The following is a 14,372-nucleotide window of genomic DNA, read 5'->3' as shown; positions in this document are numbered from 1 at the left end:
CGCAAAATCGGCCAGTGTCCCATTCTGATCGGTCCGGCCGAAACTAACGGCCACTACCCCGCCCCCACCCGGGATGGCCCCTCGCAAAATCGGCCAGTGTCCCATTCTGATCGGTCCCGCCGAAACTAACGGCCACTACCCTCACCCCACCCCGCCGGATCCCTGGCGTCCGGCACTATGCTCGCCACATGGCAGTCACCCGGGAACAGCTCATCGAGATCCTCGCCGAGGCCGACCCCGCGGGGCTCGTCGCAGGCGGGTCCCCGCGCGACGCGTACGCGGCGGAAGCGGACGAGATCCTCTCGCTGCGCGGTGTGCCGCAGCTGACCGAGATCACCAGCCTGTTCGCCGTCAGCTTCGACGAGCCCGGCATCTGCACCCGCGAGACGGCGCGCTGGATCGTCGACGAGATGGCCGAACGCGGGCCTGATCCCGCCGCCCGAACCCGCCCTGCCGTCGGCAATCGTCGGGGCGCGGCGCTACGGTGGCCACATCACCCGCGCACGCCTGGAAGGGCCCATGAACATCGACGATCCGGTCGGCCTCGTCGCCGGCACCAGCGACTCCACCCCGCTCAAGTTCAGCGTCGCCGTCGGCCCCGATGCGTATCTTCAGCTCGATGACGTCGTCACCACCGAACGCGTGGTGCCGGGCGTCGGGCCCGTGCGCACCTCCGGGTCGTCACGCAGGTGGTCGCCCGGCACGAGGGCGCCAGCTACGGCTCCGACGCGTTCCTGATCGCCGACGGCGTGCTGCCCGCCCACACGCAGGAGATCGCCGAGGTCACCACCACCCGGGTCGACCCCGAGGTGTACGTGCCGCCTATGCCCGGCATCGCGGCCCACCGCGCCGTCGGCACCGTCCGCGACAGGGCGCTGTACTTCGACTCGATGTCGCGCAAGGTGGTGGTGGGCTCGGCCGCGACGGTGAGCCCGTCTACATCAACCTCGAGTTCCTGGACGGCACCCGCGGCGCCCACGTCTCGATCTCCGGCATCTCCGGGTGGCCACCAAGACCAGCTTCGCGCTGTTCCTGCTGCACTCGATCTTCTCCTCGGGGTGCTCGGCGACCGGTCGCTCGCTGCGAAGGCGCTCATCTTCGCCGTCAAGGGCGAGGACCTGATGTTCCTCGACAAGCCCAACGCGAAGCTCGACGACGTCATGCGCGCCAAATACGCCCGCCTCGGGCTACCTGCGACACCGTTCGACTCGGCGCGTTTCTTCGCACCTCCCCGCCCGGGCGATCAGACCGGCCGCCCCACATCTCGGGCCGCACCAGCGGCGTCGACGCGTTCTGGTGGACGCTGCTCGAGTTCTGCCAACAGGAACTCCTGCCCTTCGTGTTCGCCGACGCGGAGGACGACCGCAACCAGTACACGCTCGTGGTGCACCAGGTCGCCGCCAAGCTGCGCCGCGAGGCAGTCGCGTCCGGCTCCGACGGCGCGATCTCGGTCGATGGCACCCGCATCGCCACGTACGCCGAGCTGATCGACTTCGTCTCCGAGCGCGTGCAGAACGACGCCACCAAGGCCGACTGGGCGGGTGCCGCAACGACGGCGGGTTCGGTCAACGCGTTCATCCGGCGGCTGCGCTCGTCGCAGAAGGCGCTCGGCCCCATCATCCGCGGCAACCTCACCGGCGACACCACCCGCCGCACCGTCTCGACGGGCAACAGCCGCGTCACCGTCGTCGACCTGCACAACCTGCCCGAGCGGGCGCAGCGGTTCGTCGTCGGCGTGGTGCTGCGCTCCGAGACCGAGGCCAAGGAGCGGGCCGGCGCCGGGGGCTGCTGTTCACGATGCTGGACGAGCTGAACAAGCACGCCCCGCGCGAGGGCAACTCCCCCATCAAGGAGGTGCTCCTCGACATCGCGGAGCGCGGCAGGTCGCTCGGCATCATCCTGATCGGCGCGCAGCAGACGGCCTCCGAGGTGGAGCGGCGCATCGTGTCGAACTCGTCGATCCGCATCGTCGGCAGGCTCGACCCGGCCGAGGCGGGCCGCCCCGAGTACGGCTTCCTGCCCGCCTCGCAGCGGCAGCGCGCCACCCTTGCGAAGCCGGGCGCCATGTTCGTCTCCCAGCCTGAGCTGCCCGTACCGCTGGCCGTCGAGTTCCCGTTCCCGGCGTGGGCGACCCGCGAATCCGAGGTCGCCCCGGGAGCACCGGCCCCACCAACATCATGTCCCGGATGGCCCGCGACGCCGACCCGGCCCCGTTCTGACGAGGAGCACCGTGAAGTTCCTGCACACCGCCGACTGGCACGTCGGCAAGACGCTCCGCGGCCGCAACCGGCTGGGGAGCAGCAGGCCGTCCTGGCCGAGATCATCGACATCGCGCTGCGCGAGGAGGTCGACGCGGTGCTCGTGGCCGGCGACCTGTACGACACCGCGGCCCCCAGCGCCGAGGCCCAGCGGCTCGTCAACGGCGCCCTGCTGAGGCTGGCGTCGTCGGGCATCGAGGTGGTCGTCATCGCTGGAAACCACGACCATGCGCGAAGCTTCGAGGCGCTGCGCCAACTGATGGCCGTGGCAGGCATCCAGTATGCGGGCGCCATCCGGGCCGCCGCTGAGGGAGGGGTGCACCGGTTCACGGCCCGCTCCACCGGCGAGGAGGCCGTCGTGGCGCTGGTTCCGTTCGTGTCGCGCCGCTACATCGTCGGCTCGGAGGAGATCGTCACCGGCACCCCGTCGGACAACGCCGGAAGGTACGAGGCGTCGGTCCGCGAGATCATCTCCGCGCTGGCAACGTCGTTCACGCCAGAGACCGTCAACATCGTGATGGGGCACCTCACCTGCACCGGCGGCCTGATGGGCGGCGGTGAACGCGAGGCGCAGTCGATCTTCGAGTACCACGTGTCGGCGCAGTCGTTCCCGATCACGGCGCACTACGTTGCGCTGGGGCACCTCCACCGCCGCCAGCAGATCCCGGCCCCGACGCCCGTCCACTACTCGGGCGCTCCGATCGCCGTCGACTTCGGCGAGCAGGAGAACTCGCCGGTGGTGTGCCTGGTGGAGGCGACGCCGTCGACGCCGGCCCGGGTCACCGACATCCCCATCACGGCGGGCCGTCGGCTGCGGACGGTGAGCGGCACCGTCGAGCAACTGAAGGCGTCCGCGGAGGGTTCGGCGACGACTACCTGCGGGTGGTCGTCGAGGAACGCGTCCGGGCGGGCCTGCGCGACGAGGTGCTCGACGCGCTGCCCAACGCGCTGGAGGTGCGGATCCATCCCGACTTCGCGCAGGCCACCACCCACCACGTGGCGCAACAGCCGAGCCGCTCCCCGCGGGAGCTGTTCACCGCGTACTGCGAGGAGGCCGGCATCGACGATCCGCGCCTGACGACGCTGTTCTCCGAACTGCTCGACGAGACGACGGGGGTGAACTGATGCGTCCCATCCGGTTGGAGATGAACGGCTTCGCGTCGTTCCGCGCGGAGACGGTGGTCGACTTCGAGGGCGCCGACTACTTCGCGCTGGTCGGCCCGACGGGCGCGGGCAAGTCGACGGTGATCGACGCCATGGTGTTCGCGTTGTTCGGCTCGGCCCCGCGCTGGGCAGGGCCAACTCGGTGCAGTGGGCGCTCGCGCCCACCACCGCCCGCGCGACGGTGCGACTGCTGTTCGACGTCGGCCAGGCGCGCTACCGCGTGGCACGGGAGGTGCGTCGCGTCGGGCAGTCGATCCAGCAGAAGACGGCCACGCTCGAGCGGCTCGACGACCGTGGCGCCTCGTCGGCCACCACCGACGAGGTCGAGGTGCTTGCTTCCGAGGTACGCGACGTGACGCCGGCCATCGAGGAGCTGCTGGGGTTGTCGTTCGACGACTTCACGAAGGCGGTGGTGTTGCCGCAGGGCCGGTTCGCGGAATTCCTCAACGCCACCGTCGGCGAGCGGCAGGACATCCTGCTGAAGCTGTTGGGCGCGCATCAGTACGACATCGTGATGCGGGCCGCCGGAGCCAGGCGGAGCGCGGCGGATTCCGAGGTGGTGGCCATCTCCGGTCGGATCGACGAGTTGGGCGGCGCGACGCAGGAGGCCGCTGACGAGGCCGCAGCTAGGGTGGAGGAGTTGGCCGGGCTCGCCACCCGCGTCGACGGGCTCTCCGCAGCCATGGAGGCGGCACGCGGTGCCTCAGCCGAAGCGACGAAGCTGCTCATCGGGCCACCGAGGACGCCGCCCGGCTCGCCGCCGTCCGGATCCCGGGGCCTGACCGAGCTGGCCGCCCGCTCGACCGCTGTGCGCGACGAGGCCGAGCGGCTACGCACCGCTGCCTCCGAGGCTGAGCAGGCATACGGCGTTGCCAGGGCCGCGCTGGAGGCTGGGGCAACCGCTCGCAGCTGGAGCGGGTGCGCGACCGGCATCTCGAGCTGACCGACCTGACGAGGGCGCTGCCCGACCTCGAGTCGGCCGCGACGACCGCCGTCGGGCTGCCGAGCAGACGGCAGCCGCCAAGGTGGAGGCCGAGGCGCGCTGGTCGGGTGCGTTCGAGGCGCAGGGCTCCGCCGCCCGCGCCAAGTCCACCGCCGCGGCGGTGCTGGCCGACCTCACCGACCGCCGGCGCGCGATCGCGGCGCTCACCCCGCCCGAAGGCGTCGACGACCTGGCGCAGCGGCTCGATGCCGCCACCGAGGCGGTGGCCGCGGCCACGGAGCAGGTGTCGCAGGCAGAGGAGGCCGAGGACGCGGCCCGGGCGGCTGTGGCGGCGCTCGGCGACCCCGTCGAGCTCTCGGCCCTGATCGCCCGGTGCGACCGGGCCATCGCGCTGCGCTCCGAGGTGGCGGATCTGGAGCGGCGATCGGCCGCGACCGCGCTGGGCGAGGCATCCGTCACGTCCGGAAGCGCCGAGGCCGCGCTCACCGAGGCCCGCGCCGTCGCGGAGTCTGCCAGGGTCCGGGCGTCCGCCGCCACGCTCCGCGCCGGTCTCGAGGTCGGGCACGAGTGCCCGGTGTGCGAGGCGACGGTGGCGACGCTCCCGCGCCGATCGACGTCGCGGAGGCGCAGGCCGCCGCCGACGGCGTCAAGCTGGCCGAGTTGGCACGGGACGCGGCCCGCCAGGCCGTCGCACGGGCCGAGGCGGAGGCGGGACACCAGGCCCGGGCGCTGGCGCAGGCTCGCGAACGGCTGGCCGACGCGCTTCCCGACGGCGACGACCCTGACACCCTGCGCGCCGACGCCACGGAGCGACTCGGGTCGCTCCGGGTGGCCGCGGATGCAGTCGAGGCCGCGGGCAAGGCGCGGGCCGCCGCCCGCGGAGAGCTTACCGAGGCCCGCTCCGAGTCGGCCCGGCTCGACGGCGAACGTCGCGACGGCGTCCAGGCGCTGCGGCGGCCCGCTCGGCGGTGCTGCCCTTTGGTGCGCCGGTAGGCGAGGGAGGGTCGCTGCAGGAGTCGTGGCGCGAGCTGACGGCGTGGGCCGCCGACGCGGTCGCCGCCCTCGACGCCGTCGAACTGCCCGAGGCGCGGGCGGCGCACGACCGGGCCCAGGCAGAGGACGACGCGGCCGTGGCTGCGCTGAACGCCGCCTCGTCGGCCCGTTCGACCACCACGACTGCCGACGAGGCGGCCCGCGGCTACCGGCTCCGCGCGGAGTCGGCCCTCGAGGGGCACGCGAGCGGATCTGGTCGCTCACCGGGCAACTGGCTGAGGCGCCGTCGGCGGCCGAGATCGCAGCGGCACTCGAGTCGCTCACGGCCTTGGAGGCCGCGGAGAAGGCGGCCCTGGGTGCCCAGCAGGCTGCGGCCAGGGAGCGCGATGTCGCGGTGGCCGCGGAGCGTGCGCTGCGCGAGGAGTTGGGCTCGGCCGACCGGCTGCTGCGGGAGACGCGCGAGCCGCTGGTGCCGCTCGGCGCCCCGCCGTCGACTCATCCGACCTGCCCGCCGCCTGGGCGACGCTCGCCGCTTGGGCCGATCAGACGCGGGCCTCCGCGGAAGCGGCGCTGACCGCCGCCCGCGCCGTCGTGGAGTCGACGGGGCAGGCCGTCATCGAGGCTGAGGCGGCGTTGGTGGCCGAGGTCACCGGGGCCGGCATCGAGGTCGGTGCCGCGGCCGAGGTGGCCGTCGCGCTCGCGACCGAGCAGGCCCGGGCCGCCGACCGGCTGGCCAGGGTCGAGGCCGATCTCAGGCGGGTGGAGAAGCTGAGCTCCGAGCGGGAGGCCGCCGAGGAACGCAGGCAGGTGGCGGGCATGCTGGCCGATCACCTGAGCGCGAAGAAGTTCCAGCGTTGGCTGGCCGGGGCGGCCCTCGACGTGTTGGTGGAGGCGGCGTCGTCGTCGCTGCTCGAGCTCTCGGGCGGGCAGTTCTCGCTCGCCCACGAGAAGGGCGAGTTCTTCGTGATCGACCACGCCGACGCGGAGGCGAAGCGCTCGGTGCGGACGCTGTCGGGCGGCGAGACGTTCCAGGCGAGCCTTGCGTTGGCGTTGGCGCTGTCGGCGGAGCTGTCGTCGATGTCGTCGACGGCTGCAAGCCTCGACTCGATCTTCCTCGATGAGGGCTTCGGGTCGCTCGATCCGGACAGCCTCGAGGTGGTGGCCGCCACCCTCGAGCGACTCGCCCAGGGCGACCGGCTGGTCGGCATCGTCACGCACGTGGTGGGCCTCGCCGAGCGGATCCCGACGCGCTTCGTCGTCACGCGCGACTCCCGCACGTCGAGCGTCACGAGGGAGGGCTGATGCGGTTCCAGGTGGATGGCTGGTCGCCCGACTACGGCTCGAGCCTGCAGGAGGTAGAGGAGCTTGCCGAGTCGGAGGCGGAGCTCGACGTGGACGTGGAGCTGCCTGCCAACCAGTGGCGCCCGATCGGCCCCTCCCCGTCCGGGTGCCGGAGACGATCCTGTTCGTCGACGGCGTGCGTCGCGTCGAGGCGCGGCTGTGGCTGCGGCCCGAGGACGGCGATGACGTGGCCCCTGGCCTGTGTGCGTCGTACGCGGCAGGGGTCGTCCGGTCAACGAGGACGGCGGCCACCGTCGAGGTGGCCGAGGTGCGCCGCGCTCTCCTGACCACCTCCGATGCGGCCGACGACATCGGCACCCGCCTCGGCACGTGGACCGCGGTGCACGCCAAGCCGGATGCCACGAAGCAGGTGTTCGATCTGCTCTCGCTGGCGCTGCAGGACAAGCTCGCAGAGTTGGAGATCATCTGCGCGGCCAACGCCCGCGCGGCCACCGACGGCGGCGACGACGACCTCCTCGTGATCGACGGCCCGCTTCGGGGCCGCACGAAGGTGCCGCGGGCGATCGGGATGATCAAGTCGCAGCAGTCGGCCTACCTGACCTCCGACCTGAACCGCGTCGTCGGCACCCTCAACGCGGGGCAACGGACGCCGGTGTTCCTGCTGGGCACGAGTTGGGAGCGGTACTCCTGGTACCTCCGCCTGCCGGGCGCCGGGGGCTCCCCGTGGGCCGGGATCGTGCGGGTCGAGTGCTCGCACGAGTTGAGCCGCGAGGAGGCGATCGCGTTGGCGTCACTGTCGCAGGCGGTGCTGCCGAGGTACGCGAGCGAGTCGTTCAAGGACCCGCGGGCCCGCAGAACCTGTACCCGATCGCGGGCTTGGAGAGGACGCTGCGCCACCGCCTCGGCGACCCGCAACTGCTGCGGAGGGCCCTGATGGCGGCGCACGGCTGATCTCGTGATCCACTCCTGAGGGTGAGGTCGGATGTTTGCCAAGGCAGCCGGCCTCAACCACGGTACTAGTCAGATGAAGCTCGTTGCATGATGCAAAGGTCATCGCGCTCCGTGACCAAATCAGCCCTCTGGCAGGATAGGGACCATGCTTGAGGATGAGGCGGTTCCGTTCGCTGATCTCGCAACCGCAGACCTGGTGCTTGACCGAGTTTATGCCGGCGGCACTCGCGGCAATGCTGCTGATGACGCGCTCGCAAGGCTGTTACCGGTGGGCAACCAGGGGGGCTTCCGGTTCAACGGCAGCGTCAAGAGCCACTCCGTCAGTCTGGTCGTGCTCTACACGTCAGGGGCCGAAGTGGACTGGCCCGACCACGTGGATCCCACCACGGGCGATTTCACCTACTACGGCGACAACCGCAAACCAGGCAAGGAGCTTCATGAGACCCCGCGCGGCGGCAACGAACTGCTCCGGTACATGTTCGAGGCATCTCGGGGCGAAGTTGCAAGGCGACAGCAAGTGCCTCCGATCTTTCTCTTCGAACGCGTTGTCGGACGCAACATCAGGTTCCGTGGGCTGCTCACCCCTGGCTCACCCCGCTTGGCATCGGAAGAGGAACTCGTCGCGATCTGGCGCACCACTCGTGAACTGAGGTTCCAGAACTATCGAGCACACTTCACCATCCTTAAGACCCCACGTGTTTCACGGGCCTGGATTGACGAGATCCTTGACGGTAATCCACTGGGACCCAACTGTCCTCAGGAATGGCGGGCCTGGGTTAACGGACGGATTTACCAAGCGCTGGAAGCTCCTCGGAACCGGATCATCCGTAGCAAAGCTGACCAGCTTCCCGATCCAGGCGACAGATGGATCATGGAGACCGTCCACAACCACTTCAAAGCCGACCCCGTACAGTTCGAGAACTTCGCCGCCGAAATGTGGGTCCAGTCTGACACTAATGTCGCCTCCATCGAAGTGACGCGACCTACCCGTGACGGTGGCCGCGACGCAGTTGGCGAGTATCGTCTCGGGCCACCCGAGGATCCCATCAGGCTTCAGTTTGCGCTCGAGGCCAAGTGCTACAGCCCCACTGGCGGCGGCGTCGGGGTTGGGATGGTAAGCCGACTGATCTCTCGCATCAAACACCGCGAGTTTGGCGTGTTCGTGACCACTGCTTTCATCACGCCACAGGCATACCAAGAGGTAAGAGAAGATGAACACCCAGTCGTGTTTTTGGTCGGGCGAGACATTGTCGCCCTCCTCAAGCGCATGGGGAAGGGGATCGGAAGGACCTGAGCGCTTACCTCACAATGAAGTTCCCGTGCGCAGCAGCGCCGGGCCGAGTACGGACCTGACCGTCTCCAGTACCCAGTTTGAGATTGATCTCCAGGATGAGCCGCCGCAGTCCAAACCCGACGTACCCGAGGGAACTTCCGTCGCGCCCAGGGTTGGATAACACCTTCACGAACCACGCGGGTCGGTCTCACTGCTGCTGACATTGCTTCCGGTGCAGGCCAGTTGGGTTTCCCGGACTGTTCCGACACGGGTGGGATCAACGCAGCGCTTCCGGCGTTTGAGGCTACGGCCAGCCCGCGAAGCTTAGGCTCCCAAGCATGAGCGACTCACCCGACATCAAGCCCCGCAGCCGCGACGTCACCGACGGCCTGGAAGCCACCGCCGCACGCGGCATGCTCCGAGCCGTCGGCCTCGGCGACGAGGACTTCGCCAAACCCCAGATCGGGGTCGCCAGTTCGTGGAACGAGATCACCCCGTGCAACCTGTCGCTCGACCGGCTCGCCAAGGCAGTGAAGGACGGCGTGCACGCGGCGGGCGGGTACCCGCTCGAGTTCGGCACCATCAGCGTCTCTGACGGCATCTCCATGGGCCACGAGGGGATGCGCTTCTCCCTGGTGAGCCGGGAGGTGATCGCCGACTCCGTCGAGACCGTGATGAGCGCCGAGCGGCTCGACGGCTCGGTGCTGCTGGCCGGCTGCGACAAGTCCCTGCCCGGCATGCTGATGGCCGCGGCCCGCCTCGACCTTGCCAGCGTCTTCCTCTACGCCGGCACCATCCTGCCCGGCGTCGCCCGCCTCTCCGACGGCACGGAGAAGGAGGTGACGATCATCGATGCGTTCGAGGCCGTCGGGGCCTGTGTGCGCGGGCTGATGTCACGCGAGGACGTGGACGCCATCGAGCGGGCCATCTGCCCCGGCGAGGGTGCCTGCGGCGGCTTCTACACGGCCAACACCATGGCGGCGGTGGCGGAGTCGATCGGCATGTCGATGCCAGGGTCGGCCTCCCCACCCGCCACCGACCGCCGCCGCGACCTGATGGCCCGCCGCTCGGGCGAGGCCGTCGTCAACCTGCTGCGCAAGGGCATCACGGCCCGCCAGATCATGACGAAGCCTGCGTTCGAGAACGCGATCGCGGTGGTGATGGCGTTCGGCGGCTCCACCAACGCCGTCCTGCACCTGCTCGCGATGGCCTACGAAGCGGAGGTCGATCTCACCATCGGCGACTTCCAGCGCATCGGCGCGAAGGTGCCGCATCTCGCCGACGTGAAGCCGTTCGGCCGGTTCGTGATGAAGGACATCGACCACATCGGCGGCATCCCCGTCGTGATGAAGACGCTGCTCGAGGCCGACCTCCTCGACGGCGACTGCCTCACTGTGACGGGAAAGACCGTCGCCGAGAACCTCGACGAGTTGAAGCCCTCCCACATCGACGGGCGCGTGATCCGGGCCCTCGACCGGCCGATCCACCACTCAGGCGGGCTCACGATCCTCACCGGAAGCCTCGCCCCAGACGGCGCCGTCGTGAAGTCGGCCGGGTTCGACGCGGACGTCTTCGAGGGCACCGCGCGCGTCTTCGACGGGGAACGGGGAGCGATGAACGCCGTCGAGGACGGATCCCTCAAGGCCGGCGACGTCGTCGTCATCCGCTACGAGGGCCCCAAGGGCGGCCCGGGGATGCGGGAGATGCTGGCCGTCACGGGCGCCATCAAGGGCGCAGGCCTCGGAAAGGACGTCCTGCTGCTCACCGACGGCCGCTTCTCGGGCGGCACGACCGGCCTGTGTGTCGGCCACGTCGCACCGGAGGCGGTCGACGAGGGGCCGATCGCCTTCGTCCACGACGGCGACCGGATCCGCCTGGATGTCGCTGGCGCGCGCCTCGATCTCCTGGTCGATGACGAGGAGATGACGCGGCGCCGGGAGGCGGGCGTAACCCATCCGGAGCCGCGGTACAAGCGAGGGGTGCTGGCGAAGTACCGGCAACTGGTGCAGTCAGCCTCCCGCGGGGCGGTGCTGATCTGACGGGCGGGCGTCCCAGCGCCCGCGTGTCACCGTGAGATTGCGCTACGCACAGGCAGGACGCGTACCGAAGTGATCACCCTCGTCAGCACCGGAATTCTGCCCACTCAACCCGGGTATCTGGACGAAAAGTACGGTCCATACACTGGCGCCATGAACTTCCGAAAAATGCTAGAGATAGCCGTAGCCGCCGCTTTGCTCGCAGCCTCGGCAGTCGCCACTAGCCCGCAGCCCGCAGCGGCAGACATCGATGTCTACATCACGCCGGGCACACACAACATCAACGGCCGGCAATGGAGGACAAACTGCACCCCGTACTCCAGCACGGTCGACCGATGCCGTACCGAGATCGTTGCCACGCAGGTGGTCACGAAGGGCGGCCGCTACGTCAATCAGACGGGCTGGGTCTTCAACAACCTGACGTACAAGGCCTCTCCCCGTGCGCAGTGGGCAAACAACAACCTCGGCAAGGACGCCGAGTGGACGAGCAAGGACGGCCGCAAGTGGCGGACCGAATGCGACTCACCCACAACCGGACGTAACGGGTGCCGTTCCTACATCTGGGCGACCACCATCGCTGCAAAGAAGACGTCGAAGGGAACAACCTTCGTCAAGACCAACGGCTGGACCTTCAACAACATGGTGAGGTTCAAGGACGACGTTTACGCCGTCTACTCCGGCTACGGTCCAACTGTCATCCGCCTCCCGAAGGGCGCCACGCAGCTCTACATCGACGGCCGTCATCTGGGGCAGTCGAACTTCATCGTCTGGGGTCTGAACTCCGGCAACGCAGAGACCGACCTCGCCCTCAACGAGATCGGACCCGTCGAAGCCCGCGGTGCAATTGGACTCTTCGATGACGACACGGTTGCCCTCGACGTTCAAGCCGATGGCGACTGGACCATCATCGTCAAGCCGCTATCCGCTGCGCCCACACTCACCAGCGCCGGCAAGAACGGGCAGGGCAGTGAAGTCCTCTGGTACTACGGGCCGGCCAGGAACTTCTCGTTGACCCACACAGGGGAGTCGAACTTCATCGTCTGGCAATGGGGCGCAGATGATTCGAAGCTCGTTGCAAACGAGATTGGCAACTACAAGGCGCAGAGGCCGTTCCTCGCCGGCCCCTCGCTTATCACGATCGAGGCGGACGGTCACTGGGGCATCCGGTAGCCCTCACTTGCGCTCCTCCAGCTCGGGCATTCTCGATCGACTCAATCGTCCCCGGGCTGGAGGTACGTTTGCTCCCACCGCACACTTCGGAGCGACCATGAAGTCCATCGCGATCCTCGGCCTCATCGCCCTCAGCGCCTGCGCCGGCACCGAGGCGGGGTTCGACGTCACCGCCGACCATCTCCCACCCATGACCGGCCCCACCTCCACGTTCGCCGGCACCGTCGTCGACCCCGGCAACGGCTGCCTCAAACTCGAGGAGGACGACGGGGCGCTGCACTGGCTCATCTGGCCGGAGGGCACCAGGTGGGAGGCTCCCCACATGATCCTCCCCGACGGCGCACACGTCACGACGGGCGACCGGATCGACGTCACAGGTCAGACGTTGGTGCGATCAGAACTCCCGGACGGCGACAACCCCGACGGCAAGTGGGGATCCCAGTCGGGCTTCTGCCTCGGCCCCGCGGTGAAGGCGGACGAGATCCTCCGGGCCGCGGGCATCACGGTGCAGTAACCACCAAACAGACCGACTCAGGCGCGTCGGTACTGCGCCGTGATGGGGCACTCGAACGGGTCGCGGGCCGCCAGGCCGACGTCGTTGAGGTAGCGGATCACGATGCCGTACGACTTGATCAGCGACGTCTCGGTGTAGGGCACCTCGAGCTTCTCGCAGAACTCCCGCACGATCACCCGCGCCTTGCGCAGGTGCGGGCGGGGCATGTTCGGGAACAGGTGGTGCTCGATCTGGTAGTTCAGCCCACCCATCAGCGTGGTGGCCCACCAGCCGCCGCGGATGTTGCGGGACGTGCGCACCTGCTTGGAGAAGAAGTCGAGCTTGGCGTCCTTGGCGATCACCGGCATGCCCTTGTGGTTGGGCGCGAACGACGAGCCCATGTAGACGCCGAAAACGGCGAACTGGACGCCCATGAACGCGAACGCCATGCCCACCGGCAGGAACAGGAACACCGGCACCAGCAGCAGCGCGAAGCGCGCGAACACGATGGCGAGTTCGACCCAGCGGCCCTTCACCTCTCCCTTGGAGAACAGGTGCTGGAAGCTCAGTCGGTGCAGGTTGAGCCCTCAAGCGTGAGGAGCGGGAAGAACAGCCAGCCCTGGCGTTTCGTGATCCAGCGGCGCAGCCCCTCGCGGTGGCGGCGTCCTCCTCCACGAAGGAGACGGTGTCGATCGCGATGTCGGGATCCTTCGACACCCGGTTCGGGTTGCCGTGGTGACGGGTGTGCTTGCTGTCCCACCACGAGAAGCTCATCCCGATGGCGCCGGCCAGGATGCGGGCGAGCCGTGCGTTGGCCGGTGCGGAGGCGAGGATCTGTTTGTGGCCGGCCTCATGGGCCAGGAACGCCACCTGTGTGAACAGCACGCCGAGCACCGCCGCGATCAACAACTGGAACCAGCTGTGGCCGAGCAGCACGAAGCCGGTGATGGTACCGCCGAGGCCGAGCGCGAGAACCGCGCCCACCACGATGTAGAACCAACGGGCGCGGTGCAGGAGGCCCTGCTGCTTCACCCGCTGCGACACTTCGGTGTAGGCGCGGATCAGCGGTGGGTAGTCAGTGGCGTCAACGTAGCGTTGCCACGTGCGAACCTGTGGAGTCTCTAGAGTCGGGCTGGGCATGGACGGCCCCTGTCCTGTAGCGGGGCCCGTCGGCCCCGTCCGGAAGCCAAGGGCGATCGCCGAAAGCTACATCCAAGGTACCTCGCGAAAACCGATCGACCCGCGGTTGCCCGCCCAGTGGTCGTCAGTCGAGGGTCGCCTCCAGGGAGATCTCGACCCCGCGAGCGCCTTCGAGACGGGGCAGTTGGCCTTCGCGTCCGCGGCAAGTTCCTGGAACTTCTCGTCGCTCAGCCCGGGCACCTCGGCGTGGACGGTGAGGTGGCTACCGGTGATACCGACGCCGGGCTTGAACGCGACCGCGGCGTTGGTTTCGAGCGTCTCCGGCGGGGTGCCGTTCTGGGCCAACGCATTCGAGAAGGCCATCGAGAAGCACGCCGCGTGCGCGGCCGCGATCAGTTCCTCTGGCGTGGTGACCGACTCGGAGCCCTCGCTGCGTGCCTTCCAGTTGATCGGGAAGGTGCCGAGGTGCGACGACTCGAACGCCACCTCGCCCGACCCTCGAACAGGGAACCGCGCCAGGTTGTGGTTGCCTTGCTGGTGACCGACATGTTTCCTCCAAACAGTGGTGGTATTCCCCACCCTAGGCACCCCCACCGGGCACCGCAGCACAACCGCGATACCGCCACGGACAAGGGGGTCGGCCCGGTAG

The 14,372-nt window shown here is 69.0% G+C and carries 15 protein-coding genes and 2 pseudogenes; 14 read left to right on the top strand and 3 right to left on the bottom strand.

Features of this window, described 5'->3' with window-relative positions:
- Positions 1–188 precede the first annotated feature (188 nt).
- From G7085_RS13035 to G7085_RS12980, 13 genes and pseudogenes are all read left to right on the top strand, one after another.
- Positions 189–623 (top strand): hypothetical protein, encoded by a 435-nt coding sequence (locus tag G7085_RS13035; protein ID WP_197511313.1) that lies wholly within the window; start codon positions 189–191, stop codon positions 621–623.
- Between the two features lie 66 nt (positions 624–689).
- The gene (locus G7085_RS13030; RefSeq protein WP_197511311.1) at positions 690–1,487 is read left to right on the top strand and encodes a hypothetical protein; all 798 of its coding nucleotides are present in this window, start codon (positions 690–692) and stop codon (positions 1,485–1,487) included.
- The gene (locus tag G7085_RS13025) at positions 1,385–1,813 is read left to right on the top strand and encodes a hypothetical protein (protein WP_197511309.1); all 429 of its coding nucleotides are present in this window, start codon (positions 1,385–1,387) and stop codon (positions 1,811–1,813) included. Before G7085_RS13030 ends, G7085_RS13025 begins: the two co-directional genes overlap by 103 nt.
- Complete coding sequence (gene sbcD / locus G7085_RS13020) at positions 1,798–3,336, top strand: exonuclease subunit SbcD (RefSeq protein WP_197511307.1); 1,539 nt, start codon at positions 1,798–1,800, stop codon at positions 3,334–3,336. Before G7085_RS13025 ends, sbcD begins: the two co-directional genes overlap by 16 nt.
- Before the next feature lie 46 nt (positions 3,337–3,382).
- A pseudogene (locus G7085_RS34990) lies at positions 3,383–3,538 on the top strand (AAA family ATPase); the annotation flags it as partial.
- A gap of 26 nt (positions 3,539–3,564) precedes the next feature.
- Positions 3,565–4,365, top strand: a complete 801-nt coding sequence (locus tag G7085_RS26090; protein ID WP_231979490.1) for a sbcc family protein — start codon at positions 3,565–3,567, stop codon at positions 4,363–4,365.
- Positions 4,366–4,447: 82 nt separating this feature from the next.
- A complete protein-coding gene (locus tag G7085_RS13010) occupies positions 4,448–5,932 on the top strand; it encodes a hypothetical protein (protein ID WP_197511303.1) in 1,485 nt (494 codons plus the stop codon).
- Between the two features lie 17 nt (positions 5,933–5,949).
- A complete protein-coding gene (locus G7085_RS13005; RefSeq protein ID WP_197511301.1) occupies positions 5,950–6,660 on the top strand; it encodes an SMC family ATPase in 711 nt (236 codons plus the stop codon).
- Between the two features lie 145 nt (positions 6,661–6,805).
- Positions 6,806–7,594, top strand: coding sequence for a hypothetical protein (locus G7085_RS13000; RefSeq protein ID WP_197511299.1), 789 nt, complete (start codon positions 6,806–6,808; stop codon positions 7,592–7,594).
- A gap of 162 nt (positions 7,595–7,756) precedes the next feature.
- On the top strand, positions 7,757–8,905 hold the full coding sequence (locus G7085_RS12995) for a restriction endonuclease (protein WP_197511297.1): 1,149 nt from the start codon (positions 7,757–7,759) through the stop codon (positions 8,903–8,905).
- Between the two features lie 317 nt (positions 8,906–9,222).
- Positions 9,223–10,923 (top strand): dihydroxy-acid dehydratase, encoded by a 1,701-nt coding sequence (gene ilvD / locus G7085_RS12990; protein ID WP_197511290.1) that lies wholly within the window; start codon positions 9,223–9,225, stop codon positions 10,921–10,923.
- A gap of 69 nt (positions 10,924–10,992) precedes the next feature.
- Positions 10,993–12,090: a hypothetical protein gene (locus G7085_RS12985; RefSeq protein WP_197511286.1), complete on the top strand. Its 1,098-nt coding sequence runs from the start codon at positions 10,993–10,995 to the stop codon at positions 12,088–12,090.
- Between the two features lie 97 nt (positions 12,091–12,187).
- Positions 12,188–12,604, top strand: coding sequence for a hypothetical protein (locus G7085_RS12980; RefSeq protein WP_197511285.1), 417 nt, complete (start codon positions 12,188–12,190; stop codon positions 12,602–12,604).
- Between the two features lie 17 nt (positions 12,605–12,621).
- On the opposite strand, the gene G7085_RS26085 is transcribed toward G7085_RS12980, so the two are convergent.
- Both G7085_RS26085 and G7085_RS26080 read right to left on the bottom strand, forming a co-directional pair.
- Entirely contained in the window at positions 12,622–13,119 is a 498-nt protein-coding gene (locus G7085_RS26085) for a fatty acid desaturase family protein (RefSeq protein ID WP_331715657.1), read from the bottom strand.
- Between the two features lie 208 nt (positions 13,120–13,327).
- Positions 13,328–13,453, bottom strand: a pseudogene (locus tag G7085_RS26080) (acyl-CoA desaturase); the annotation flags it as partial.
- On the opposite strand from G7085_RS26080, the gene G7085_RS26075 reads away from it, so the two are divergent.
- Positions 13,436–13,708, top strand: a complete 273-nt coding sequence (locus G7085_RS26075; protein WP_231979489.1) for a hypothetical protein — start codon at positions 13,436–13,438, stop codon at positions 13,706–13,708. The pseudogene G7085_RS26080 and the gene G7085_RS26075 overlap by 18 nt on opposite strands.
- A gap of 81 nt (positions 13,709–13,789) precedes the next feature.
- On the opposite strand, the gene G7085_RS12970 is transcribed toward G7085_RS26075, so the two are convergent.
- A complete protein-coding gene (locus G7085_RS12970) occupies positions 13,790–14,209 on the bottom strand; it encodes an OsmC family peroxiredoxin (RefSeq protein ID WP_331715656.1) in 420 nt (139 codons plus the stop codon).
- Positions 14,210–14,372: the final 163 nt, after the last annotated feature.

Source organism: Tessaracoccus coleopterorum (assembly GCF_011174705.1).
In the GTDB taxonomy this organism is placed as follows: domain Bacteria; phylum Actinomycetota; class Actinomycetes; order Propionibacteriales; family Propionibacteriaceae; genus Arachnia; species Arachnia coleopterorum.
This window is presented reverse-complemented; position numbering and strand designations above follow the sequence as displayed.

Coding starts and splice junctions, on each gene's coding strand:
- G7085_RS12980 (WP_197511285.1), top strand. CDS start 12,188: ATGAAGTCCATCGCGATCCTCGGCCTCATCGCCCTCAGCGCCTGCGCC.
- ilvD (WP_197511290.1), top strand. CDS start 9,223: ATGAGCGACTCACCCGACATCAAGCCCCGCAGCCGCGACGTCACCGAC.
- sbcD (WP_197511307.1), top strand. CDS start 1,798: ATGCTGGACGAGCTGAACAAGCACGCCCCGCGCGAGGGCAACTCCCCC.
- G7085_RS12995 (WP_197511297.1), top strand. CDS start 7,757: ATGCTTGAGGATGAGGCGGTTCCGTTCGCTGATCTCGCAACCGCAGAC.
- G7085_RS26075 (WP_231979489.1), top strand. CDS start 13,436: ATGGGCCAGGAACGCCACCTGTGTGAACAGCACGCCGAGCACCGCCGC.
- G7085_RS13035 (WP_197511313.1), top strand. CDS start 189: ATGGCAGTCACCCGGGAACAGCTCATCGAGATCCTCGCCGAGGCCGAC.